General features: G+C 59.8%; 24 protein-coding genes. 20 read left to right on the top strand and 4 right to left on the bottom strand.

Annotated elements, in window-relative coordinates:
- Positions 1–230 (top strand): hypothetical protein (locus IFT47_RS27445; RefSeq protein ID WP_206759207.1); only part of this gene is annotated, 230 nt, incomplete at its 5' end.
- 35 nt (positions 231–265) lie between these two features.
- Here the strand turns inward: IFT47_RS27445 and IFT47_RS24245 are convergent.
- Together IFT47_RS24245 and IFT47_RS24240 are read right to left on the bottom strand one after the other, a co-directional pair.
- Positions 266–1,486, bottom strand: coding sequence for a CaiB/BaiF CoA transferase family protein (locus IFT47_RS24245; protein WP_192174472.1), 1,221 nt, complete (start codon positions 1,484–1,486; stop codon positions 266–268).
- Between the two features lie 10 nt (positions 1,487–1,496).
- Entirely contained in the window at positions 1,497–2,678 is a 1,182-nt protein-coding gene (locus tag IFT47_RS24240) for an acyl-CoA dehydrogenase (protein ID WP_192174471.1), read from the bottom strand.
- A 171-nt stretch (positions 2,679–2,849) separates the two neighbouring features.
- Here IFT47_RS24240 and IFT47_RS24235 point away from each other — a divergent pair, with 171 nt between their 5' ends.
- From IFT47_RS24235 to IFT47_RS24190, 10 genes are all read left to right on the top strand, one after another.
- Positions 2,850–3,746: a LysR family transcriptional regulator gene (locus IFT47_RS24235; RefSeq protein WP_192174470.1), complete on the top strand. Its 897-nt coding sequence runs from the start codon at positions 2,850–2,852 to the stop codon at positions 3,744–3,746.
- Between the two features lie 424 nt (positions 3,747–4,170).
- Positions 4,171–5,292, top strand: coding sequence for a Re/Si-specific NAD(P)(+) transhydrogenase subunit alpha (locus IFT47_RS24230; RefSeq protein ID WP_192174469.1), 1,122 nt, complete (start codon positions 4,171–4,173; stop codon positions 5,290–5,292).
- A gap of 11 nt (positions 5,293–5,303) precedes the next feature.
- Positions 5,304–5,624, top strand: coding sequence for an NAD(P) transhydrogenase subunit alpha (locus tag IFT47_RS24225; RefSeq protein ID WP_065987890.1), 321 nt, complete (start codon positions 5,304–5,306; stop codon positions 5,622–5,624).
- Positions 5,624–7,069, top strand: coding sequence for an NAD(P)(+) transhydrogenase (Re/Si-specific) subunit beta (locus IFT47_RS24220; RefSeq protein ID WP_192174468.1), 1,446 nt, complete (start codon positions 5,624–5,626; stop codon positions 7,067–7,069). Before IFT47_RS24225 ends, IFT47_RS24220 begins: the two co-directional genes overlap by 1 nt.
- A gap of 186 nt (positions 7,070–7,255) precedes the next feature.
- The gene (locus tag IFT47_RS24215) at positions 7,256–8,749 is read left to right on the top strand and encodes an acetyl-CoA hydrolase/transferase family protein (RefSeq protein ID WP_192174467.1); all 1,494 of its coding nucleotides are present in this window, start codon (positions 7,256–7,258) and stop codon (positions 8,747–8,749) included.
- A 319-nt stretch (positions 8,750–9,068) separates the two neighbouring features.
- Complete coding sequence (locus IFT47_RS24210; protein WP_093466716.1) at positions 9,069–9,284, top strand: DUF1127 domain-containing protein; 216 nt, start codon at positions 9,069–9,071, stop codon at positions 9,282–9,284.
- A gap of 362 nt (positions 9,285–9,646) precedes the next feature.
- On the top strand, positions 9,647–9,964 hold the full coding sequence (locus IFT47_RS24205; protein WP_133774179.1) for a DUF2388 domain-containing protein: 318 nt from the start codon (positions 9,647–9,649) through the stop codon (positions 9,962–9,964).
- Between the two features lie 116 nt (positions 9,965–10,080).
- The gene (locus IFT47_RS24200; protein WP_192174466.1) at positions 10,081–10,386 is read left to right on the top strand and encodes a DUF2388 domain-containing protein; all 306 of its coding nucleotides are present in this window, start codon (positions 10,081–10,083) and stop codon (positions 10,384–10,386) included.
- Positions 10,387–10,424: 38 nt separating this feature from the next.
- Positions 10,425–10,745 carry a DUF2388 domain-containing protein gene (locus IFT47_RS24195; protein WP_037017155.1) on the top strand — a complete coding sequence of 107 codons (321 nt, stop codon included), beginning with the start codon at positions 10,425–10,427 and terminating at the stop codon, positions 10,743–10,745.
- Positions 10,742–12,703 (top strand): DUF7844 domain-containing protein, encoded by a 1,962-nt coding sequence (locus IFT47_RS24190; RefSeq protein ID WP_192174465.1) that lies wholly within the window; start codon positions 10,742–10,744, stop codon positions 12,701–12,703. The genes IFT47_RS24195 and IFT47_RS24190 overlap by 4 nt, the downstream gene beginning before the upstream one ends.
- A gap of 30 nt (positions 12,704–12,733) precedes the next feature.
- On the opposite strand, the gene IFT47_RS24185 is transcribed toward IFT47_RS24190, so the two are convergent.
- Positions 12,734–13,135: a GFA family protein gene (locus tag IFT47_RS24185; RefSeq protein WP_192174464.1), complete on the bottom strand. Its 402-nt coding sequence runs from the start codon at positions 13,133–13,135 to the stop codon at positions 12,734–12,736.
- Positions 13,136–13,457: 322 nt separating this feature from the next.
- Here IFT47_RS24185 and IFT47_RS24180 point away from each other — a divergent pair, with 322 nt between their 5' ends.
- The 9 genes from IFT47_RS24180 (at position 13,458) to IFT47_RS24140 (ending at position 23,816) form a co-directional block, all read left to right on the top strand.
- Positions 13,458–14,765 (top strand): CitMHS family transporter, encoded by a 1,308-nt coding sequence (locus tag IFT47_RS24180; RefSeq protein WP_192174463.1) that lies wholly within the window; start codon positions 13,458–13,460, stop codon positions 14,763–14,765.
- A gap of 67 nt (positions 14,766–14,832) precedes the next feature.
- Positions 14,833–15,600, top strand: a complete 768-nt coding sequence (locus tag IFT47_RS24175) for a TerC family protein (RefSeq protein WP_192174462.1) — start codon at positions 14,833–14,835, stop codon at positions 15,598–15,600.
- Between the two features lie 262 nt (positions 15,601–15,862).
- Positions 15,863–17,506, top strand: a complete 1,644-nt coding sequence (locus IFT47_RS24170; protein ID WP_192174461.1) for a Na/Pi cotransporter family protein — start codon at positions 15,863–15,865, stop codon at positions 17,504–17,506.
- A 67-nt stretch (positions 17,507–17,573) separates the two neighbouring features.
- The gene (locus IFT47_RS24165) at positions 17,574–18,956 is read left to right on the top strand and encodes a M16 family metallopeptidase (RefSeq protein ID WP_192174460.1); all 1,383 of its coding nucleotides are present in this window, start codon (positions 17,574–17,576) and stop codon (positions 18,954–18,956) included.
- A 128-nt stretch (positions 18,957–19,084) separates the two neighbouring features.
- Positions 19,085–20,260, top strand: coding sequence for a DUF5924 family protein (locus IFT47_RS24160; RefSeq protein ID WP_192174459.1), 1,176 nt, complete (start codon positions 19,085–19,087; stop codon positions 20,258–20,260).
- A gap of 10 nt (positions 20,261–20,270) precedes the next feature.
- Positions 20,271–21,440 carry an ABC transporter permease gene (locus tag IFT47_RS24155; RefSeq protein WP_192174458.1) on the top strand — a complete coding sequence of 390 codons (1,170 nt, stop codon included), beginning with the start codon at positions 20,271–20,273 and terminating at the stop codon, positions 21,438–21,440.
- The gene (locus IFT47_RS24150; protein WP_192174457.1) at positions 21,437–22,243 is read left to right on the top strand and encodes an ATP-binding cassette domain-containing protein; all 807 of its coding nucleotides are present in this window, start codon (positions 21,437–21,439) and stop codon (positions 22,241–22,243) included. Before IFT47_RS24155 ends, IFT47_RS24150 begins: the two co-directional genes overlap by 4 nt.
- A complete protein-coding gene (locus tag IFT47_RS24145) occupies positions 22,243–23,181 on the top strand; it encodes an MlaD family protein (protein WP_192174478.1) in 939 nt (312 codons plus the stop codon). Before IFT47_RS24150 ends, IFT47_RS24145 begins: the two co-directional genes overlap by 1 nt.
- Complete coding sequence (locus tag IFT47_RS24140; protein ID WP_192174456.1) at positions 23,178–23,816, top strand: ABC-type transport auxiliary lipoprotein family protein; 639 nt, start codon at positions 23,178–23,180, stop codon at positions 23,814–23,816. The genes IFT47_RS24145 and IFT47_RS24140 overlap by 4 nt, the downstream gene beginning before the upstream one ends.
- Here IFT47_RS24140 and IFT47_RS24135 read toward each other — a convergent pair.
- Positions 23,789–25,027 (bottom strand): nucleoside recognition domain-containing protein, encoded by a 1,239-nt coding sequence (locus tag IFT47_RS24135; RefSeq protein WP_192174455.1) that lies wholly within the window; start codon positions 25,025–25,027, stop codon positions 23,789–23,791. The two genes, IFT47_RS24140 and IFT47_RS24135, sit on opposite strands and share 28 nt — an antisense overlap.
- Positions 25,028–25,055 lie beyond the last annotated feature (28 nt).

Here is a 25,055-nt window from a genome sequence, read left to right as displayed (position 1 = left end):
TCTGCTGTCAACAGCCTTTTTCACCGCTGTCGATTCAAGCATCTGAACCGAAGCATTCCTCGCTGCTTACTTCGTCCAACTCTTTGATTATCAAGGAGTTTTCCGTTTCTTCTGCGCCGGAAGTGGGGCGAATTATAGACAGATCCAGAGGAGCGTCAACACCTAATTTGAACTTTTGGAGAAAAAGCCAAAACCCTAACGAAATCCGACACTTCCTTCTGTTTATATAGAGACCGGCTAAAGACTCCTGCAAGAGCACCAGCCCTTAGAGAACGCCCCTCTGACGCAAGGCAATTACCTCAGCGTCAGGTAATCCTAATAATCCGGTTAGAACTTCCAGTGTGTGCTCTCCCAACAACGGCGGCGCACGCCGATATTCAACAGGCGTGGCAGATAAACGGATCGGACTGGCAACCTGAGGAACAGTCCCGCCCAATGCATGAGGCAACTCGACCTGGAGACCGCGGAATTGCACCTGCGGATCTGCGAACACCTGGGCGACATCGTTAATAGGCCCACACGGTACGCCGGCCCCCTCCAACGCCGTGACCCATTCAGCCGTGGTCTTGAAGACGGTGGCCTGCCGGATCAGCGGGATCAGCTCGGCACGATGCGACACGCGCTGCTCATTACTCGCAAACCGCGGATCGCTGGCCCACTGCGGTTGCCCGGCCACTTCCGCGAATTTGCGGAACTGGTTGTCGTTCCCCACCGTGAGAATGAAATCGCCATCGGCGGTGGGAAAATCCTGGTAGGGCACGATATTCGGGTGAGCATTACCCAGTCGCCTTGGCGATACGCCCGTCGTCAGGTAATTCATTGCCTGATTTGCCAGGCAGGCGACCTGCACATCCAGCAACGCCATGTCGATGTGCTGACCAGGCCCTCCCTGATCCCGATGCGCCAGAGCAGCAAGAATCGCAGAAGTCGAATACAGCCCCGTCAGAATATCCGTCAGCGCCACGCCGACCTTCACCGGTCCCGCGCCATCCTCCCCCTCGGGACGACCGGTAAGGCTCATTAGCCCACCAAGCCCCTGGATCATGAAGTCGTAACCTGCTCGCTTGGCGTAGGGTCCCGTCTGACCGAACCCGGTAATGGAGCAATAGATGAGCCTGGGGTTCTCCAGTTGCAGTGATTCGTAATCCAAACCGTAGGCCTTCAGCCCGCCAACCTTGAAGTTCTCGATGACGATATCGGACTTCGCCGCCAGTTCGCGGACCAGCTTCTGGCCTTCGGGTTGGGTGAAGTCGATGGTGACGGACTGTTTGTTGCGGTTGGCTGAGAGGTAGTACGCAGCTTCAGACGTGTTTTCTCCGCGCGGATCCTTCAGGAAGGGCGGCCCCCACGCGCGCGTGTCGTCGCCGTTACCCGGGCGCTCGATCTTGATCACCTCGGCACCGAGGTCCGCCAGAATCTGCCCTGCCCAAGGGCCGGCGAGGACCCTGGACAAGTCCAGCACACGCAAATGCGATAACGCGCCCATTGCTGGCTCCTTAATAGAAGGCCTGGATGCCGGTTTGCGCGCGACCAAGGATAAGCGCATGGACGTCGTGGGTACCTTCGTAGGTATTTACCACCTCCAGATTGACCAGATGCCTGGCGATACCGAACTCATCAGAGATGCCGTTGCCACCCAGCATGTCACGCGCCATACGCGCGATGTCCAGCGACTTGCCGCAGGAATTGCGCTTCATGATGGAGGTGATTTCAACCGCTGCAGTGCCCTCGTCTTTCATCCGGCCAAGACGCAGGCAGCCTTGAAGCGCTAGCGTGATCTCGGTCTGCATGTCAGCGAGCTTTTTCTGAATCAGCTGATTAGCAGCGAGCGGCCGGCCGAACTGTTGACGATCCAGTGTGTATTGACGCGCGGTGTGCCAGCAAAACTCGGCAGCCCCCAAGGCACCCCAGGAAATGCCATAGCGGGCGGAGTTCAGGCACGTGAACGGACCTTTAAGACCGCGGACGTCCGGGAAAATGTTCTCTTCCGGCACAAACACGTTGTCCATCACGATCTCGCCAGTGATCGAAGCGCGCAGGCCGACTTTGCCGTGAATCGCCGGAGCAGTCAGGCCTTGCCAGCCCTTTTCCAGTACGAAGCCGCGGATATCCCCAGCGTCATCTTTGCCCCAGACAACAAAGACATCGGCAATCGGGCTGTTGGTAATCCACATTTTGCTGCCGGTTAGACGGTAGCCGCCTTCGACGCTCCGCGCACGGGTGATCATCGCGCCCGGATCCGAACCATGATTGGGTTCGGTAAGGCCGAAGCAACCAATCCATTCACCGGACGCAAGCTTTGGCAGGTATTTCTGCTTTTGCGCTTCGGTACCAAATTCGTTGATAGGCACCATGACCAGGGAGGACTGCACGCTCATCATCGAGCGATAACCGGAATCGACGCGCTCGACTTCGCGAGCGATCAAGCCGTAACACACGTAGTTCAGACCGCTGCCGCCGTACTGCTCCGGGATCGTGGCGCCGAGAAGACCTATCTCACCCATCTCGCGAAAGATCGCCGGGTCTGTCTTTTCATGGCGGAAGGCTTCAAGCACACGCGGTACCAGTTTGTCCCTGGCGAACTGCTCGGCGCTGTCGCGAACCATGCGCTCTTCTTCGGTGAGTTGCTGGTCCAGCAACAGGGGGTCGATCCAACTGAAACTTGCCTTGCCGCTCATGACTCTCTCCTCACCAAATGCGCTTCCGGACCTGCCGGAGAAGTAATGAAGCGAGCCTAGGCCTGAACCCTGGATCGAGCAAACGACGATTTCGCATCATCCTGTGTTAATTTCTCACTCCGAGACACGGCCGGTGCCAGCGGGCCGTCGCTGTGAGTGAGGCAAAGGTACATGCGTCGTAAAATCCCAAGCACCGCTGCGCTGGTGAGCTTCGAGGCAGCCGCGCGGCACGAGAGCTTCACCAAGGCGGCTGAGGAGCTTTCTCTGACCCAGAGCGCGATCTGCCGTCAGGTCGCGAGCCTGGAAGAGTTCTTGAATGTCGGCCTGTTCCGACGTTCGCGACGGGGTGTGAAGCTTACTGAGGCTGGCCTTTCCTACAGCCGGCGCATCGCAACGCAACTTGACGCTGTTGAACGCGACACGCTGTCAGTGATGGGTCATCAGGGCGTCAATGTGATCGAACTGGCGGTAGTGCCCACCTTTGGCACGCAATGGTTACTGCCACGCCTAAAGGATTTTCAGAAGAACCACCCTGACGTCACTATCAACCTGACCAACCGCACGCGACCGTTTTTGTTTGCCGATACCGAATTCGACGCAGCTATCTACTTCGGTGATGCTGATTGGTCTGGTACCGAGTCCCACAGACTGATGGGCGAAAATCCCATGCCGGTCTGCAGTCCGGCACTGCTTGGGGCACGGCACAGCATCAGCGCTCAAGAGTTGGCCGAGATGCCGCTGCTCCAGCAAACCACTCGGCCCTACGCCTGGCGGCAGTGGTTCAACTCGCTGGACATGGGGGTGGCTCGCGACATGACAGGTCCCCGATACGAGCTATTTTCCATGCTCGCTCAGGCAGCCATGCACGACATGGGTGTGGCGCTCATACCACCATTTCTTATTCAGCATGAACTGGCCGAAAAACGCCTGGTGATTGCCAACCCTCACCAGCTCTCAAGCTCAAAGGCCTATTACTTGATGATTCCGGAGCGCAAAACGGAATCAGCGTCGCTGAAGGCGTTTCGTGACTGGCTGATTCAGCAGGCCAAGACCTACTCCCTGCCCTGAATGCCTATCCACAACACGCACGTTTCCGTGTAGTACGAAGATCCTAAAACCTACATATATCTTGATTTGTCGCATTTGCGACACACGCTTCTTTGTGCTCGCGTTATCCCAATAGTCATACAAATAGCGCTCTACAGCCTGATTTCGATTCATTTTAGAAATTTTGCCTTACCACGGTTGTGAGAAACCGTAACCATGAAAATGCGTCTGGTATCAATGACTTAATCGGTTTTGTGCGTCAATCGGTCACGGGGTGACTTGTAGTACATTTTTCGTTCAGTTACAGAAACCCTTGAAGGCCTCTGGCATCCCCTGCAAAATGCCGCGCCCGGCTGTTTTAACGGGCGTAGTGATCGCAATCCCAGCCCTCGGGCCGTAGCGCGCTGGCCTAATTAAGACAATAAGATCACGCAGGAGATTTGACGTGCACATTGGAGTCCCCCTCGAAACCCAGCCTGGTGAAACCCGGGTCGCCGCCACTCCCGAAACCATCAAAAAGCTCGTCGCCCAAGGCCACACCGTGACTGTGCAGAACGGCGCGGGCATTGCGGCGAGCGTGACCGACAGTGCTTATGAGGCGGCAGGTGCATTAATGGGCAGCGCCGCCGATGCGTTCGGCGCTGAACTCATCCTCAAGGTCTCCGCTCCCAACGACGCCGAGTTGCCGCTGATCAAAAGCGGCGCAGTGGTGGTCGGGATGCTCAACCCTTTCAATAACGACATGATCGCCAAGCTGGCTGAACGCGGTATCACCGCTTTTGCCCTCGAAGCCGCGCCACGCACCTCTCGCGCGCAAAGCCTCGACGTGCTGTCTTCCCAGGCCAACATCGCTGGCTATAAGGCTGTGCTGTTGGCGGCGCAGCACTATCCGCGCTTCATGCCCATGCTGATGACAGCGGCCGGTACAGTGAAAGCAGCGCGCGTGCTGATTCTCGGAGCGGGGGTTGCGGGGCTGCAGGCCATCGCCACTGCCAAACGACTGGGTGCGGTCATTGAAGCCTCGGACGTACGTCCAGCGGTGAAGGAGCAGATCGAGTCGCTAGGGGCCAAGTTCGTTGACGTGCCCTACGAGACTGACGAGGAGCGGGAAGCTGCCGTGGGCGTCGGCGGTTACGCCCGCCCGATGCCGGCCAGCTGGATGCAGCGTCAGGCTGTGGCCGTTCATGAGCGCGCCAAACAGGCGGACATCGTGATTACCACGGCGCTGATTCCCGGTCGCAAGGCTCCGGTGCTGTTAAGCGCTGAAACGGTCGCGCAGATGAAGCCCGGCTCGGTGGTGATCGATCTGGCGGCAGCGCAGGGCGGCAACTGCCCTCTGACGGTAGCCGACCAAGTGGTGGTCGAGCATGGCGTGACCATCGTTGGCCACACGAATCTGCCCGCCATGGTCGCGGCGGATGCGTCTGCTCTTTATGCCCGCAACCTGCTGGACTTCATGAAGCTGCTCTTCACCCAGGAAGGCCAGTTCCAGATCAACCTCGAAGACGACATCGTTGCCGCGTGCCTTATGTGCCGCGATGGCCAAGTCATCCGCAAGAACGGCTGAGGATAAAAATAATGGAAGAGTTCATCTCACCCGGTATCTACAACCTGATCATCTTCGTGCTGGCCATTTACGTCGGCTACCACGTGGTCTGGAACGTGACGCCTGCACTGCACACGCCCCTGATGGCAGTCACGAACGCTATCTCGGCCATCGTCATCGTCGGCGCCATGCTTGCCGCCGCGCTAACAGTGACGCCACTGGGCAAAACCATGGGCACCCTGGCCGTTGCGCTGGCGGCCGTTAACGTCTTCGGCGGTTTTCTGGTCACCCGGCGGATGCTTGAGATGTTCAAAAAGAAAGCGCCCAAGGCAAAAGACGAGGTGGCCAAGTAATGAGCATGAACCTCGTCACCTTGCTGTACCTCGTCTCAGCGATCTGCTTCATCCAGGCGCTGAAGGGCTTGTCTCACCCAACCACCTCGCGCCGAGGCAACCTGTTCGGCATGCTCGGCATGGGCCTGGCTGTTCTGACTACGATCGGACTGGTGTTCAAACTGGCTGCGCTATCTACCGACGGCGCCAGCGCAGGCATTGGCTACATCCTTATCGGTCTGCTGGTCGGCGGTACTGCCGGTTCGATCATGGCCAAGCGCGTCGAGATGACCAAGATGCCGGAATTGGTCGCCTTCATGCACAGCATGATTGGTCTGGCAGCCGTGTTCATCGCCATCGCTGCGGTGGTCGAGCCACAGTCGCTGGGCATCGTTCACCACTTGGGCGATCCGATTCCTGCGGGCAACCGTCTGGAGTTGTTCCTGGGCGCGGCGATCGGGGCGATTACGTTCTCCGGTTCGGTCATCGCCTTCGGCAAGCTGTCGGGCAAATACAAGTTCCGCCTGTTCCAGGGCGCACCGGTGCAGTTTGCCGGTCAGCACAAGCTCAATCTGGTTCTGGGTCTGGCGACGCTGCTGTTCGGCATCACGTTCATGCTGACGGGTAGCCTGTTCGCGTTCAGCGTCATGCTGATCCTGGCGTTCGTGATTGGCGTGCTGCTGATTATCCCGATTGGTGGCGCAGACATGCCGGTTGTGGTGTCGATGCTCAACAGTTACTCGGGCTGGGCAGCGGCGGGTATTGGCTTCTCGCTGAACAACTCGATGCTGATCATCGCCGGCTCTCTGGTCGGCTCCTCCGGCGCGATTCTGTCGTACATCATGTGCAAGGCAATGAACCGCTCGTTCTTCAACGTGATCGGCGGCGGCTTCGGTGGCGCAGTGGATGCCGGTGCTACGAGCGGCAGCAAGGAAGCCCGTCCGGTTAAATCGGGATCGGCTGACGATGCAACCTTCCTGCTGACCAACGCCGACACCGTAATCATCGTGCCGGGTTACGGGCTGGCGGTTGCTCGAGCGCAGCACGCGCTGAAAGAGCTGACCGAAAAGCTGACCCACGCGGGTGTTACGGTGAAGTACGCGATCCACCCGGTGGCCGGCCGGATGCCGGGGCACATGAACGTGCTGCTGGCGGAAGCCGAGGTGCCTTACGATCAAGTGTTTGAGATGGAGGACATCAACTCCGAGTTCGGTCAGGCGGACGTCGTCCTGGTGCTGGGCGCCAATGATGTGGTCAATCCGGCGGCGAAAAACGATCCCAAGTCGCCGATTGCCGGCATGCCGATTCTCGAGGCGTACAAGGCCAAGACCATCATCGTCAACAAGCGCTCCATGGCCAGCGGCTATGCAGGCCTGGATAACGAACTGTTCTACCTGGACAAAACCATGATGGTCTTTGGTGACGCCAAAAAGGTCATCGAGGACATGGTCAAAGCGATCGAATAATCGCTGCAACTCGCGATGAAACAACCCTCGGCGCAGGTGATGGCCGAGGGTTTTTTACAGCCCGGGTAAAAGTGTTTCTCGCGCAAAGGCGCTAATTAGAGCCTTTAGTGCGACCTTGGTAGCGGGACGAACGCTCCTCAAATCTCTAGACTTCGCTCACGCATCTTTGTCATGAGATTAAACAACATGCACCGTGAACGAATCCGTCTGCCCTCGCTGATGAGCAAGATAATGAGCGCGGCCGACGCCGCTTCCTTGATCAAGGACGGCATGACCGTCGGCATGAGCGGCTTCACCCGCGCCGGCGAAGCCAAGGCCGTGCCTCAGGCGCTGGCCGAACGCGCCAAAACAGTTCCGCTGAAGATCAGCCTGATAACGGGCGCCAGCCTGGGCAACGATCTGGACAAGCAACTGACCGAGGCCGGCGTGCTCTCCCGCCGCATGCCGTTTCAGGTCGACAGCACCCTGCGCAAGGCCATCAACGACGGCACCGTGATGTTCATTGACCAGCACTTGTCGGACACCGTCGAGCAGCTGCGCAATCGCCAGATCAAGGCCGTGGACATCGCCGTGATCGAATGCGTAGCAATCACCGAAGAGGGACATCTGGTGCTCAGCACGTCAGTCGGCAACTCGGCGAGCTTCGCCATTCTTGCCGAACACGTGATTATCGAGATCAACCTTGCCCAACCCATGGAGCTCGAAGGGCTGCACGACATCTATATACCCACCTACCGGCCAACACGCCTGCCGATCCCGGTGCTCAAGACCGATACCCGAATCGGCAGTCAGGCCGTGAAGATTGATCCGGCCAAGATCGTCGGCATCGTGATCAGCAATCAACCCGACTCGCCGTCGACTGTGTTGCCGGCAGACACTGACACTCAGGCTATCGCGGGCCACTTGGTCGAGTTCTTCAAAGGCGAAGTGCGGCTGAACCGACTGACCAATCAGCTCATGCCGCTGCAGGCGGGGGTAGGTACGATCGCCAATGCCGTCATGACCGGGCTGATCGATTCACCCTTTCACGGCATGACCATGTATTCGGAAGTGCTGCAGGACTCGACGTTCGATCTGTTCGAGGCGGGCAAGCTGGATTTCGCTTCGGGCTGTTCCATGACGTTGTCCGAGCGCAAGCACTCTGCGGTCTACGACAATCTGGAGCAGTACAGATCCAGACTGTTACTGCGCCCCCAGGAAATCTCGAACCATCCGGAGGTCGTCCGCCGCCTGGGCATCATTGGTATCAACACTGCCCTGGAGTTCGACCTGTACGGGAACGTCAACTCCACTCACGTGGGCGGCACACGGATGATGAACGGGATAGGCGGGTCAGGCGACTTCGCCCGCAACGCCCATCTCGCCATTTTCGTGACCAAGTCCATTGCCAAAGCCGGAGCCATTTCAAGCGTGGTGCCAATGGTCAGCCACGTAGACCATACCGAACACGATGTAGACATTCTGGTCACCGAGATCGGACTGGCAGACCTGCGAGGCCTGGCACCCCGCGAGCGCGCCCGGGTCATCATCGACAACTGTGTGCATCCGGCCTATCGCGAGGCGCTGAATGACTACTTCCGCCGCGCCTGTGCAATTGGCGGTCACACACCGCATGTGCTGCGTGATGCACTCAGCTGGCACCTAAACCTGGAAGAAACCGGCCGCATGTTGGCGATCTGAAGACACAGTTTGTCAGTGGCGACGACCTTTCGTCGTCACAGCTAGCAACCTGAACGCAAATTCTGCAAAAACTGTACTGCTGTACGGGTGATTTCACGTACTTCTAATGGGAAATGACTGGCCCAACTGACAAAAAAGCACACTTCTGGTGCAGACCCGTACAGTTGCCCCACTTCCGAACAAAACAGTGGTGATTAACAGTTAACTGGAGCAGCACAATACAAATGAACTGTGTCTAGAGAGAGACGGGCAATGAGAGGAATATTGTCACCAATCAAGTCAATCTCTAATCCCGCCACAAGCGGAAGGAAGAAGCATCATGGAACGCACCGTCAGTTCCGAATTGTTCTACGAAGACACCGCAAAAACCGCACAAGCCTCGTTGCCGCTGCGCATGTTCGCCAACCTGATGCTCTGGCAGCGTCGTCTGTCCAGCCGCCATCAACTGGCTCGCCTGGATGCACGTTTGCTGGCTGACGCCGGTATCAGCGAATCCCAGCGTTACGAAGAGCTGAGCAAGCCGTTCTGGCGCTAAGTTAGCGTCTGCTGGTCCCAGGCCGAGCGCCTCTCACCAGCAATCCGAATTGTTCAAACAAAACCCGTCAGCAGGTCACTGCTGGCGGGTTTTGTCGTTCTAGGGTCGGGCAAACCACGCTAAGGGCCGACCAGTACAGTTTTACGCAACTCAGCAAATCCCATTACAGTCCAACGATCACGGGTAATTGCGGCACATATAGAGTTACGTAGCGGCGACTGGCACAAGGCCGGGATAGTTCGGCAGCCCGCTTATAAGCTAATCTTGCGCCACCTTGACCACGCAGTCACAAGACAGCTCTCGCCGAGCTTACCGATTTATGCGTCTGTGGTTTTCGAATCCCGTTATTTTGGAGTGCCTGTATGTCTCGCGTTCGCCTGTTGAGTGCCGCTTTCCTGATAGTCGCTGCCACCGGAGCCCAGGCTTCCAGCTTTGTGGTTACAACGGACACCATCGTCCGTGCGCTCGATGCTTCGTCCAACGCCACGTCTAAAATTTCGTCCTCCTTCCACGATGACAAGATCGTTCTGGCCGCCCGCGACGACGCCGCAAGCTTCGTTGCCAGCGAAGGCGAGATCCGAGGCGTGAAGCTACAGGGCGCCTTGCAACACATTCGCGAGGTTGCACCGGGCCTGCAAGCGTCGGACGCGCAACTCGCCCAAGCAATCCTTGCCATCTGATTCAGCTTCCAGACAGGTTCTCCAGCACACGCCTGGGTCTTTGCACTAGCTCTGAACCGGATGTTGCGCTAGCCTTGCGACCCGTTTTCGCAGAACCTGAACAGCCCTGAATAGCCATGCATTCGTTGTCTCGCCTCGTGCTTGCCGTCACCGCAGCCTTGAGTATTTCAACTCAGGTTCTGGCGTTCGACGTGACAATACAAAGCCTGGTCAAAACCGGATACGCCACCAGCCAGGTGACGACAGGGCCTTTCGATAGCAAGTTGATAATTGCCGCCCAGGATGATGCTGCAGTGTTTGTCGCCAGTGACGGCCAACTGCGAGGAGCACGGCTGGAGTCTGCGCTGGCGTACCTGCGTCAAACCCGCCCAAAACTTCATGCAAGCGACCTTGAACTGGCGCAGGCAATCCTCGTCCAATAGTCACTTTTTTTGTAACTACCGTATTTTGGAGACGTTCCATGCGTACCCCGTTGATCGCTGCCGCCCTTGGCCTGCTCTTGCTGACTGATATGGCACAGGCACAAACCCTGAAGGCCACCAGTAACATCGTCGTTCGCGCCCTCGGCCGCAGCATCGATTTCACCTCCGACACCACCTCATCCGTGCGCAACTGGAAACTCGTCCTCGAAGCGCGCGACGACGCCGCCAGCTATGTCGCCAGTAACGGTGACATCCATGGCGCACTGCTCGACGCAGCCTTCATCACACTGCGTGACCGCCTGCCTGAAGCCCGTAATGCCAGTGATCAGGACCTCGCCGAGGCCATCCTCGCACTGTGAAACGCCTCGCTGTCTGGCTGCTGACGTCGGCGCTCTCGCTGATTTGCACGAGCGCCTTCGCCGACCTCAGCCTGTCGCTGCATAACGACGGGCTCAGTCCTGCGCAACAAAAGGCCAGCCAGACATTGCTCGACGAAGCCATGGCGCACCTGCCGCCATTGTTCGTCAGCAAGCTTGATCGCAAGGTGGAAGTGCATTGGACCGACGACATGCCGTCCAATGCTTACGGCCGTGCAGACGGTCCCTACCGTCTGGACCTGAATGAGCACCTGCTCGCAGGCCTGACCGACGGCAGCGCCGCAACGACACGAACCAGCCGTCCTCACGGCACCGTGCGGGAGGAAATGCTCGCCACGGTCCTGCATGAGCTGACCCATATTTATGATCACGCGCAGCTCTGGTCCCCTGAAGACCGCAAGCTGATCGTTGCGTGTGCCCGGCAGGGCAAGAGCGTGGGGAAGGTTGGCCTGCGTGACAGCTGCCGGGGGCAGACCGACCGACGTTTCACGCTGAGTGATGATCCGCGCCTTCTGGATCTGGCGGGATGGCCGCAGTACGTCGGCCGCCGCGGTGACAGGGAAGAGCGCAATGGCCAGGTCGCGCGCAGCCCGGATATCTACGAAATCAGCAGCCCGCTGGAATTCGTTGCGGTGAACATGGAGTACTTCCTCCTCGATCCGGCCTACGCCTGCCGCCGTCCGGCGCTGTACGACTATTACAAGGCTCGGTTCGACTGGGCGCCAGCGACGAAGGATCAGTGCCCGACGTCCTATCCTTATCTCAACGCCGGTAACGACTTTGCCCGAGAGCCACTGGGCAAGCTCGACCCCGAGCGGGTGTATGAGGTCGATTACCTGCTGGCTGAGGCCAACCAGAATCTGGCGAGCCGTTGGGGTCACAGCATGCTGCGGCTGGTGATCTGCAAGCCCGGTCGCCCACGCGGCCCTGACTGCCGGCTGGACCTGGATCAGCACTTGGTGCTGTCGTATCGCGCGTTCGTCAATGATCTGCAGCTGTCCAGCTGGAGCGGCTTGACCGGCAAGTATCCGTCGCGCCTGTTTGTCCTGCCACTGGGTCAGGTGATCGATGAGTACACCAAGACCGAACTGCGTGGCCTGGCCTCGGTCCCGCTGAAACTCTCCCGTGAGGAGATCAACGGTCTGGTTCAGCACGCAGCCGAGATGCACTGGGCCTATGACGGGGATTACTGGTTCCTGTCCAATAACTGCGCGGTGGAAAACCTGAAGCTGCTGCGCAGCGGCACGAACGATCCGCGGCTTGTCGGGCTGGACAGCATCATGCCCAACGGGCTGCTGGAAGTGCTGAAGGGCAGGGGGCTGGCGGATACCAGCGTGCTGGACGATCCCAAGAAGGCGCTGCGCATGGGCTACCGCTTCGACTCGTACCGCGACCGTTATCAGGCGATGTTCGATGTGCTGCGCAAGACCACCAACGTCAAGCAGACCACCGTTGAAGATTGGCTGGCACTGACGCCGCAGGAACGGCGTCCGTATTTCGCTCAGGCTGACCTGCGTACCAGCGCGGCAATGCTGCTGCTGGAACAGGCCGGGCTGCGTCGTCAGTTATTGCTCGCGCAGGATGAGGTCAAGCAGCGCTACCTCAGTGCTGTGGAGCAAAAGGATAACGGCGTCTCCAAGGCGACCGGCACATTGCAGGACATTCTGGCCAACAGCGGATTCCTGAGTCGCCCGGCGGAATTGCTCGGCAGCGGCGGCTACGGTCTGCCGCAGGAGGGCGAGTGGCAGCGTCTGGAAGACGAAAGTAGCCAGCGCCAGAAACAACTGCAGCGGCTCAGCGGTGATCTGGATAAAGAGGTGAGGGCGCTGCTTGATCCCGACCGCGCCGCCGAGATTGCTGCGACCGAAGACAATCTCAAGCAGGTCGGTGATCACCTGCGGGCATTGCACAAAGCAGCCGGCGGCCTGGAGCTGCCTTGATCGTTGCGCAACTGCACGCCCCGCGATGATTCAGTCAGTTTCCCCAGGCTCACCCGGCAGATGCTCGTCCAGGTGCAGCCAGGGCAGGCGGCTGTCGGTCCAGATATGCCGATCGGCAGGCGTGAGCTCCGGGCGATCAAGGGTGGCGATAGTCACGTCCATAGTCTCCGGGCTGTTGCGGCTGAACAGCGCGACCTGCGCCCCACAGTTATTGCAAAAATACCTGACGCACGTCGGCCCTGAATCATAGGGGGTCGGACTTCCCGCCAACCATTTGAAAGCCTCGACCGGCACGCTGGTCCACGTCATGACGATCCCCCCTGACGTGCGCCGACAAATCGTACAGTGGCAGTGGGCAACGTCATCCACGGGCCCATCGATCTGGTAACGCAGATTGCCGCAATGGCATCCGCCGGTATGCAATTCACTCATGAGCAATCTCCAGGTTATGTAGGGGTCTGACCGCATCCTGGGGTCGATAACTCAAACTCCCGCTCGTCAACTTCAGAAGTGCAACGAAAGCTGGCTGAAAGCTTCCCCGTTTAGCATCCCCTCACCGCCGGCGACAGACCGGTCGGCCAGGACGAACGCGCTTGACGTTCTCCGGCCCATCTACAACAACAATTAGGTGATTCCCGATGCTTGCATGTGCCCTGCAGTACCCCCTCCGTAATCCCCGACTCCACGCGCCGCTCGTTTTGAGCTGATCGATTCGTCTCGTCCGTTCCCCGCCGCGTAACGCTGGAGTATTGCTATGTTGACCTTCCTCGGCTTCGCCATGGTCGTCGCCTTCATGTACCTGATCATGAGCAAGCGCCTGTCAGCGCTGATTGCCTTGATCATCGTTCCTATTGTTTTCGCTCTGTTCGGTGGTTTTGCCTCCGAAATCGGCCCGATGATGCTGGCCGGCATCACCAAACTTGCGCCAACGGGCGTGATGCTGATGTTCGCCATCCTTTATTTCGCGCTGATGATCGACTCCGGGCTGTTCGACCCGGCCGTGCGCAAGATCCTCAAGCTGGTGAAAGGCGACCCCGTCAAAGTGTCGGTCGGTACAGCGGTGCTGGCGCTGGTTGTCTCGCTGGACGGTGATGGCGCCACGACGTACATGATCTGCGTGGCCGCCATGCTGCCGCTGTACAGCCGTCTGGGCATGAGCCCGCGCATCATGGCGGGCCTGATCATTCTGGCCGGCGGCGTGATGAACATGACCCCATGGGGCGGCCCGACCGCGCGTGCGGCGAGTGCCCTGCATGTCGATCCATCCGACATCTTTGTGCCTATGATTCCGGCGATGCTGGCGGGCGTTGTGGCGATTCTGGTGATTGCCTACTTCTACGGCAAACGTGAACGTGCGCGCCTGGGCGAACTGCACTTGCCCGGTGACGAAGGCGATCACAGCGACATCAGCGTTTCCCAGTTTCCTGAAGCCCGCCGTCCCAAGCTGATTTGGTTCAACGCCGCACTGACGCTGGCGCTGATGGTGGCACTGATCATGGGCCTGTTGCCGCTGCCGGTGCTGTTCATGATTGCGTTCAGTATCGCCATGATCGTCAACTACCCGTGCCTGCAAGCACAGAAAGACCGCGTCGCTGCCCACGCCGGCAGCGTGCTGGCAGTGGTCGGACTGATTTTTGCTGCGGGGATCTTTACCGGTATCCTGTCCGGCACCGGAATGGTCGACGCGATGTCGAAGAGCCTGCTGGCCGTGATCCCTGAAGCGATGGGCCCTTATCTGGCCGTGATCACAGCGGTGGTCAGCATGCCGTTCACCTTCTTCATGTCCAACGACGCGTTCTACTATGGCGTGCTGCCGGTACTGGCCGAAGCCGCTTCGCATTACGGCATCAGCCCGGTGGAAATGGCACGTGCCTCGATCGTCGGCCAGCCCGTCCACCTGTTGAGTCCGTTGGTGCCGTCGACGTATCTGCTGGTAGCACTGGCGGGCATCGAATTCGGGGATCACCAGCGCTTTACCCTCAAATGGGCCGTGCTGGTGTGCGTGTGCATTCTGATCGCCGCGCTGCTGATGGGAATCTTCCCGTTCTTCAGCAGCCTATAAACGCAACTCAACGCTCCCTCTGGCGCAACCGTGCCGGAGGGAAAACGAACGCTCAAAGGAATACGTAATGGAATGGCTGACCAACCCTGAGATCTGGGTTGCTTTCTTCACGCTGACCGCCCTGGAAATCGTGCTGGGCATCGACAACATCATCATGATCTCGATCCTGGTCAGCCGCATGCCCAAGGCAATGCAGCCGCGCACCCGTATCTTCGGCCTGGCGCTGGCGATGGTGACGCGGATTCTGCTGCTGCTGTCGATCACCTGGGTCATGCGCCTCACCGACGACCTGTTCGTGGTCTGGGGCCAGGGCATTTCCGGACGCGACCTGATTCTGTTTTTCGGTGGCCTGTTTCTGTTGTGGAAGAGCTCGCAAGAGATCTACCACGGCATGGAAGGCGAAGAAGAGACGCTGGACGAGCCGAAAGGCAAGGGCGGCATGTTTCTGTACACCATCATTCAGATTGCAATCATCGACATCGTATTCTCGCTGGACTCGGTCATCACTGCTGTCGGCATGGTGTCCCACGTACCGGTGATGGTGGCGGCGATCATCGTGGCGGTGCTGATCATGATGCTATGCGCGGGCGTCATCAGCGACTTCATCGAGAAGCACCCGTCGCTGAAAATGCTGGCGCTGTCGTTCCTGATCGTCGTCGGTACGGTCCTGATTGCCGAGTCATTCGATGTGCATGTGCCGAAGGGCTACGTCTACTTCGCCATGGCGTTCTCGCTGGCAGTCGAAGCGATCAACATCAAGATGCGCACGTCGATGGCTAAAAAACGTGCGATGCAGGACCCTGTGAAACTTCACAAGGACGTGCCGGGTCAATAACGTCCGCCGCACAGACGTGAAAACAACGGGGCTGTGAATGCCCCGTTTTTTATTGGCAGAGCGCAAAGGTGTGGCGTTCAAACACCTGATTTATGACAGATTTGTTTCAAGAAATAATCCGCTGTGCCATGCTGGCATTAAGGCCACAGGCCGACTAAAGCTTTAGTTGAGCGCGCTGTTCGATGCACCTCAAGCGCTTACGCTCGCTACACGCTGGACCTTTTAACTTTGCCCAATGGGCAACCAACAGGGGGCTCTCCGTATGCTGACCCTGCTCGATTTGCTTTCCGCCGTCGCGCTGTTGATCTGGGGCACACACATCGTTCGGACCGGCATTCTGCGTGTCTACGGCTCGCAGCTGCGCCGAGTCATTGGCCAGAACATGTCCAAACGCCCGCTGGCATTTGTCGCGGGGATACTCGTCACCGCGCTGGTGCAGAGCAGTAACGCCACGGCAATGCTGGTGACGTCGTTCGTTGGCCAGGGCTTGATGGGCCTGACGCCCGCGCTGGCCATCATGCTCGGTGCCGACGTCGGTACAGCGGTGATGTCGCGAATACTGACGTTCGACCTGTCGTGGCTGTCGCCGCTGCTGATCTTTCTGGGCGTGATCTTCTTTCTGTCGCGCAAACAAACCCGTGTGGGCCAATTGGGTCGTGTCGGCATTGGCCTGGGCCTGATCATTCTCGCTTTGCAACTGATCGTCACTGCCGCCGCGCCGATTACCCAGGCTGCTGGTGTGAAGGTGTTGTTTGCGTCACTGACGGGTGATCTCTTGCTCGACGCATTGGTCGGCGCCATGTTCGCGCTGATTTCCTACTCAAGCCTTGCGGCCGTGCTGCTGACGGCGACCCTCGCAGGCGCGGAAATCATCAGCCTGCCGGTGGCGATTGGGCTGGTGATCGGCGCCAACATCGGCAGTGGTCTGCTGGCGTTCCTTAGCACCAGCATGCAAAACGTCGCCGGTCGGCAAGTGGCGCTGGGCAGCCTGCTGTACAAGCTGATCGGCCTGCTGCTGATCACCCCGGTGCTGACCCCGCTGGTGGCGTGGATGGACACGCTGAATGTCAGTCCGTCGAGCCTGGTCATCAGCTTTCATGTCATCTACAACTCCCTGCGCTGCCTGATCATGCTGCCGACGGTGGGGCCGATGGGGCGCCTGTGCGCTTCGATTCTGCCGCAGCAGGCCGAGATCAACGGCCAGACCAAGCCTCGCCATCTGGACCTGACCGCACTCGCCACGCCAAGCCTGGCGCTGGCAAACGCGGTGCGCGAAACCTTGCGCATGGGTGATCTGATCGACAGCATGCTCAATGCCATGCAAGAAGTGCTGCGTGGCAACCAGACGGCGGTCACTCAGGAAGTACGTCGGCTCAACGACGATGTCGAGGTGCTTTATAACGCCATCAAGTTGTACCTGGCGCAAATGCCCCGCGACGACCTCAGCGATCAGGACAATCGCCGTTGGGCCGAGATCATCGAGCTGGCGATCAATCTGGAGCTGGCCAGCGGGCTGATCGAGCGCATGCTGCGCAAGGTCCAGCAGCAGAAAACGTCGCAGCGACGGTCGTTTTCCGACGTCGGCCTGGAAGAACTCTCAGGGCTGCACGAGCAACTGATGGCGAACCTGCGTCTTGGCCTGTCGGTCTTCCTCAGCGGTGACCCGGAAAGCGCGCGCCAGCTGTTGCGCGAGAAACGTCGTTTTCGGGCACAGGAGCGGCGGCTGGCCCACGCCCATGTCAGCAGACTGCAACGCAAGATCGTGCAGAGTATCGAGACCAGTTCTCTGCACCTCGAGCTGATTTCCGACATGAAACGCCTGAACTCGCTGTTCTGCAGCAGCGCCTACGCGGTCCTTGAAACCACCGACACAGGCGCCTTGTCCAGCGAGGGCAACGCGGATTAATCGTGGTGAACGCAGGGGCCTCTGCGAAGTCTGTTACACATACCGGCCCGCAAGGAAGCCCGTTTTTATGCGTTGCCTGCTGTTCGTTTGTCTGGTTCTGACATCCCTTTCTTCCATGGCCCTCGACCGGTTTCAGGTCGAGGGCTACGTGCTGCCCAACGGTTTGCAGTTGCTGCTCAAGCCTGCGGACAAAGGTCATGTCGCTATCCGCCTGGTCGTGGGTATTGGCTTCGATGACTTCAAATGCGAAGACAAAGAACTGCCGCACCTGCTTGAGCATCTGCTGTTCAGCGGGATCGACAACAGCGGTGAGGGCGGCCTAGAGCAGCAGATGCAGGCGTTGGGCGGTGAGTGGAACGCGTTCACCAGCAACACCGACACCACCTTTGTCATCGAGGCGCCGGCGCAGAATCAGCGCAAGGTGCTTGACCTGCTGCTCAATCTGCTGACCCACACGCAAATCAATCAAGCCAATCTGGACACCGCCAAGCGCATCGTCGCTCGTGAAGACGGGGGCCATTATTCGCACTTGCAACGCTGGCTGGACAAACGCGATCTGGGCCACGGCGCCAGCAGCCAGCTTGCCGTGGAGCTTGGCCTCAAGTGCCCGGAGCGGCCTGAGGTCGATCACCTGACGCTGGAGCAGATCGAGAATATCCACGACAACTGGTACGCCTCCAACAACATGACGCTGATTATCGTGGGCGACCTCGACAAACTGCTGCCTGCCTACCTTGAGCGCACCTTCGGTCAGCTCAATGCGGTGGATCCGACGGAACATCCGCCGCTGCGCTCGATCACTGAAAAGGCCGATCCTGAGCGCACGCTAGTGCGGGGCGCGTTGGGCGATGGCGCGAAGCTGCATCTGCTGTTCCCCGAGCCAGACATGGGCGAGCAGCACGATGAAACCTGGGATCTGGTGAAAGCGTATCTGGACTGGGCGCTGTACAGCGAACTGCGTCTGGACAAGGGTTATTCCTACGGGCCATGGGCCGATCGCGAAGCATTTGGGGACACCGGTTTTCTCAGCCTGAACGCTGATCTCAACCGCGAAGACGTCGATTCGGCCACGGCGGCGGTACGCTCGATGCTCCAGCGGCTGCGCAAGGAAGGCATGGACCCGGCGACCTTTGCGCGGCTACAGCAGGCGTCCATTGCCAGGCAGGCCTGGGCGGTTCAAGGCAACAGCGCGTTGGCCGACTATTACTGGGGTGCGCTGAATGATTACGATGATGGCCGCTTTGAGGATCCGGCCAAGAGGACCCGAGGCGTGAGTCTGGATCTGGCCAATCAGGCGATGCGTCAATTGCTGGCGCAACCCGGGTATCTTCGCGTTGAGGAGCCACTGCTCAGCTACGACGAGCTGTACGCAGTCGGATGCCTTCTGACGGCACTGGTGGCGTTGCTGATCCTCTGGCGGTGGCGGGTATACAAGAAGAGACCGTTGTAAGCGAGGCGCTTGGCGTTTCAATATTTCGACGAAGTGGGCGCAGTCCGGCTTGGTTATTTTTTATACACCCAGCTCCGTACATCCATACTCCAACACCAAGACTCACCCACGAAGAGCGACGCCCCGAGATGCCAGACATTAACGCAATCATTCAGCACTCGCTGGTACAGCGCGTGCTGGAGTTCATCAAGCGCTACCCCGGGCTGATTGCGTTCTTCGGGTTCTGCTCAGGCATCGGCAGCTTCATTCTGGTGGATCGCCAGGCCAAGCTGGCGACCTGGATTGCGGTCATTCTGCTGGTGAGCTGGATCTGGCTGATGGTTGAAAACAGCGCCGTCGCCCTGTTCGCGAAGCTGTTCAAACGCGAGATCCCGCAGCCGCTATTGCGCTACGGCACTCAGATGATTCATCAGGAAAGCCTGTTTTTCGTACTGCCGTTCTTCTTCGTCACCACCACGTGGTACAGCGGCCAGCTGGCGTTCACCGGGCTGCTCGGGGCGGCAGGCCTGATTTCGATCATCGACCCGCTGTACTACAAATGGCTGGCGCCGCGCCGCTGGCTGTTCATGGCCCTGCATACCCTGACGCTGTTCGCCGCACTGCTCACGGCGCTGCCGATCATCGTTCACCTGACCACGGCCGAGAGCTACAAGCTGGCACTGGGCATTGCGATGCTGCTGTCGTTCCCGAGCCTGGCATCGGGCTACCCGATCAACAACTGGAAACGCGGCCTCGGTGTGGTGGCCATGACACTGGCCATCGGAGGGGTGGGCTGGATGGCGCGATTCTGGGTGCCGCCGGCGACGCTCTGGCTGACCGAGGCGGCGATCAGCACGCGCTTCGATAACCAGAATCGCACCCCCGGCGAGAGCATTCAGGAGATCGGCGTCAACCAGCTGCGCAGCGCCGGGCTCTACGCCTACACCTCGATCAACGCCCCGCGCGGCCTGAATGAACGGATTTATCATGTGTGGCGCCATAACGGCGAGGAAATAGAGCGCATTGCTCTAGACATCAAGGGCGGTCGTGAGGAAGGCTACCGGGCCTGGACGCACAAACAGAATTTTCCGCCGGACGTGTTGGGTAAATGGCAGGTGAGGGTGCTCACTGAGGACGGGCAGATGATTGGTGTGCTGCGCTTTGACGTCACCGAGCGCGACCAGCCTGCCGTCACGCGCAACAAGATCAAGCCGGCAGGCCTGAAGCCAGGCACCGACGCTGCGGATCCGGATGATTCGGAGGCGAAAAAACCTGCGGACAGTGCGCCAGCCGAGAGCCCATCTGCCCCGGCCAAAACCAACTAAGCTCGTCGCTATGACCCCACTGACCACGCAGGCTTCCTCCGCGCCCAAGGTTCCAGGACGCGTCTTACTGGACACTTCGATCAATCCCGTGCAACTGCGGATTGCCGGAGACTGGACGCTTGCCCATTACCGCGAACTCAAGCGCCAGACCGATGCGCTGAGCGCCGGATTTGGTCCAGCCACCCTCGTGGACATGGACGAACTCGGCGCCCTCGATACCGCCGGTGCGTCGCTGCTCGTGGAACTGCTCGGCGTACAGCGCCTGCGCCTACTGGCCGTGCAAGCGCCCAACCTGCCGGAATCCAGCCGCGCGCTGATGCAGACCATCCAGAGCGCACTGGCAGACTATTGCCAGCCAGTCCGAGAGCCCGAGGCGGCCGTGGGCATGCAGCTGCTGTCGCGAATTGGCTCGGCAGTGGAGGTGATCTGGAAGGACACGCTGCAGCTGCTCGGCTTCATCGGTCTCATCCTGCAGACCTTCGCGTCCACCCTGTTTCGCCCCAAACGCTGGCGCACCACGTCCGTCATCGCCCACATCGAGCAAATCGGCCTGGACGCCGCGCCCATTGTGGCGCTGCTGACGTTCATGGTTGGCGCGGTGGTAGCCTTTCTCGGTGCCACGGTGCTGAAGGCCTTTGGCGCGACGATTTTTACCGTTGACCTGATCGGCTTCTCGTTCCTGCGGGAGTTCGCCGTGCTGCTGACTGCCATCCTGCTGGCCGGTCGTACGGCCAGCGCCTTCACTGCGCAGATCGGCTCGATGAAAGCCAACGAAGAGCTGGATGCGCTGCAAACCTTGGGACTGAGTCCAACAGAGCTGCTGGTATTGCCTCGCGTGATCGCGTTGCTTATCTCGCTGCCCATGCTGACCTTTCTCGCGATGATCTGCGGCATCGTCGGTGGCGGCGTGGTCTGCGCTCTGTCGCTGGGCATCTCGCCGGCGATGTTTCTGTCGTTGATGCAGGCCGACATCGGCGTGCAACACTTTCTCGTCGGCATCGCCAAGGCGCCGATCTTTGCATTCTTCATCGCAGCGATCGGTTGCCTGGAGGGCTTCAAGGTCGAGGGCAGCGCTGAGTCCGTTGGGGCACACACGACGTCGAGCGTGGTGCAGTCCATTTTCGTGGTCATCGTACTGGACGCATTGGTCGCGATGTTCTGCATGGAGATCGGCTGGTGACCCGCCGTTGCGTTCAACCCGTCGAGACGGTGATTGAGGTCCGCGGCTTGAGCAATCGATTCGGCGCGCAGGTGGTGCACGAGAACCTCGATCTGGACCTGTATCGCGGGGAAATCCTTGGCGTGGTGGGCGGTTCCGGCGCTGGCAAATCTGTGTTGCTGCGCAGCATTGTCGGGCTGCAAAGGCCTGCCGCAGGAAGCGTCCGCGTCTTGGGTCAGGATTTGCTGAATCTGTCCGACAAAGCCCGCTCCCAAGTTGAACGACGTTTCGGGGTGCTGTTTCAGAAGGGCGCGCTGTTCTCCTCGCTGACCATCACGGAGAACGTCGCGCTACCGCTGATCGAACACGCCGGCTTGAGCCGCGAGGAAGCGGAGCATCTGGCCGGGATCAAAATGGCGCTGGCCGGGCTGCCGCTGTCGGCGGCGCACAAATACCCTGCGTCGCTCTCTGGCGGCATGATCAAGCGCGCGGCGCTGGCACGAGCGCTGGCGCTGGATCCGGACATCCTGTTTCTGGACGAACCCACTGCCGGGCTCGATCCGATAGGCGCCGGCGCCTTCGATCAGTTGATTCTGACCCTGCGCGACGCCTTGGGGCTGAGCGTGTTCATGGTCACCCATGACCTCGACACGCTTTATACAATCACCGACCGCGTTGCCGTGCTGGCGCAGGAGCGCGTGCTGGTTGCGGACACCATCGACAGGGTGTCGGCGACCAAGGACGCCTGGATTCACGAATACTTTCATGGCCCGCGCGGCCGCTCGGCCTATTCGGCGGCCACCCACCCACACGAGGTCTCATGATGGAAACCCGCGCCCATCACGTTCTGATCGGCCTGTTCACGGTCATCGTGGTCGCTGCCGCGCTGCTGTTCGGTCTGTGGCTCGCAAAGTCCAGCGTCGACTCGGCGTTCAAGGACTATCAGGTTGTCTTCAACGAAGCGGTGACGGGGCTGTCTCGCGGCAGTCCGGTGCAGTACAGCGGGATCAAGGTGGGTGACGTCGTGCAGCTGCGCCTCGATCCCCAGGACCCTCGCCGCGTGCTGGCGCAAATCCGTGTGGCCGGTGAAACCCCGATTAAGCGCGACACCTTCGCCAAACTGGCACTGGCCGGCATCACGGGTACATCGCTTATTCAGCTCAGCGGCGGCACACCGCAAAGCGAGGCGCTGAAAGGCGAGGGCGGCAACCTGCCAGTGATCATCGCCTCGCCGTCGCCCATTTCGCGGCTGCTGAACGACAGCGATGATTTGCTGAGCGGCAGCACCGCATTGCTGCACAACGCCAACGCGATGTTTTCTTCCGAGAACGTGGAGACGCTGTCACGCACCTTGCAGCATCTGGAGCAAACCACCGGGGCCATCTCCGATCAGCGCGACGACATTCGTCAGGCCTTGAAGCAGATGACGCTGCTGAGCAAGCAGGCCGGCGCGACGCTGGAGCAGACCTCTACGCTGATGCGCAACGCCAACCAGCTGCTGACCAGCGACGGCAGGCAAACCATCGCCAGTGCGCAGCAGGCGATGAAATCCCTCGAACAGAGCAGCCAGACCATCAATGCGCTGCTCAAGAACAACCAGAATTCGGTGAACGATGGCCTGCAAGGGCTGGGCGAACTGGGCCCGGCGATTCGCGAGCTGCGTGAAACCCTCAGCTCATTGAAAACCATCTCGCGCAGCCTGAACGCCAACCCGAGCGGCTATTTGCTGGGCAGTGAAAAGAATAAGGAGTTCGAGCCATGAGGCTTGTCGGTCAGTCCATTAATCGACTGTTGTTGGCGGTAACCCTGTTGTCCCTCGGCGCCTGTTCGATCCTTCCCGAGCAGGCGCCGTCAGACGTCTACCGTTTGCCGACGGCATCGCCCGCCAGCAAAGGGGCGGCGCCGGTGGCGTGGTCGTTGCGGGTGGTGCGGCCCAAATCCAGCGAGACACTGGACAGCCCCCGCATCGCCGTCATCCCTCAGGGCAATGTCATCAGCAGCTACAAGGGCGCGCGCTGGAGTGATCCAGCGCCGGTGCTGCTGCGCAACCGCCTGACCGATGCTTTCTACCGTGACGGGCGAGTGCAGTCGATCAGCACCGACGACAGTAATCTGCAGGCTGATTTTGAATTGGGCGGGGAGCTGCAGGCGTTTCAGAGCGAGTATCGCGGGGCCGCCATTGAAGTGGTGATTCGCCTGGATGCGCGGCTCGCTGATGATCGCCAGCGGATTGTGGCGAACCGGCGCTTCGAAGTGCATCAGCCAGTGGCCGACAAGCAGGTGTCAGCGGTGGTCTCGGCATTCGGTCAGGCCAGCGATACGCTGGCCGCCCAAATGTTGCAATGGACTGTCGAGCAGGGTGAAAAGCGTTACACCGTCGCGCCGAAGAACCAATAGCAGACGGCGATCGCGGCGACCACACCGGCGAATTCCGCCAGCAGCGCGCAGCCCACTGCGTGTCGCGCGCGCTGAATGCCCACGGCGCCAAAGTACACCGCCAGCACGTAGAACGTAGTTTCGGTGCTACCTTGAATCGTCGCCGCGACGAGGGCCGGGAAGCTGTCGACGCCTTGGGTTTTCATGGTTTCGATCAGCATCGCCCGCGCCGCGCTGCCGGAGAACGGCTTGACCAGCGCCGTCGGCAGCGCATCAACGAAGCGCGTGTCCAGGCCGACCCACTGAATCCCGTGACGAATGCCCTCAAGAATCAGATCCAGCGCGCCGGACGCTCGCAATACGCCGACGGCGCAGAGCATCGCGACCAGATAAGGCAGCAGGTTTTTGGCAACGTCGAAGCCCTCTTTCGCCCCCTCGACGAAGGTTTCGTACACCTTGACCTTACGCAGCGCGCCAACCACCAGGAACAGCATGATGATGCCGAACAGCGTCACGTTGCCCAGCACCGACGAGAGACTCGACAGCGCAGCAGCGGACAGCCCGGCGAGTACCGCCATGAAGCCGCCCAGCAGCAAAGCGCCGGGAATCAGATAAGCGAGCACCACCGGGTCCCACAACTTGAGGCGCTGCATGAACGCCACTGACAGCAGACCGACCAGCGTCGAGGCGCTGGTGGCGAGCAGGATCGGCAGAAAGACCATGGTGGGATCGGCAGCGCCTTGCTGGGCGCGATACATGAAGATGGTCACCGGCAGCAGCGTCAGCGAAGAGGCGTTGAGCACCAGAAAGAGGATCTGCGCGTTGCTGGCGATGGTCTGGCTGGGGTTGAGCTCTTGCAGTGAGCGCATGGCTTTGAGACCGATGGGTGTGGCGGCGTTGTCCAGACCCAGCGCGTTGGCGGCGAAGTTGAGGGTGATCAAGCCTAACGCCGGGTGGCCGCGCGGCACTTCAGGCATCAGGCGATGAAACAGCGGCGCCAGGACTTTGCCCAGCCAGTCAACGATACCCGCCTTTTCGGCAATGTTGAGAAAGCCCAGCCACAGGGTCAGGGTGCCGAACAACAGCACCATGACTTCCACAGACAGCTTGGCCATGGCGAAGATGCTCTCGACCATGGCGGCAAAAACGCCAGCGTTGCCCCCGACCAGCCACTGCGCCAGCGCAGAAATCGCCGCGACCACAAAAAAACCAAGCCATAGGCCGTTCAGCATACAAATCCCCTCGCAAGATGCGGCGATG

The organism is Pseudomonas sp. CFBP 13711, from assembly GCF_014842265.1.
In the GTDB taxonomy this organism is placed as follows: Bacteria; Pseudomonadota; Gammaproteobacteria; order Pseudomonadales; family Pseudomonadaceae; genus Aquipseudomonas.
Note: the sequence above shows the minus strand (reverse complement) of the source record. Positions and strands in the feature narration are given on the sequence as shown.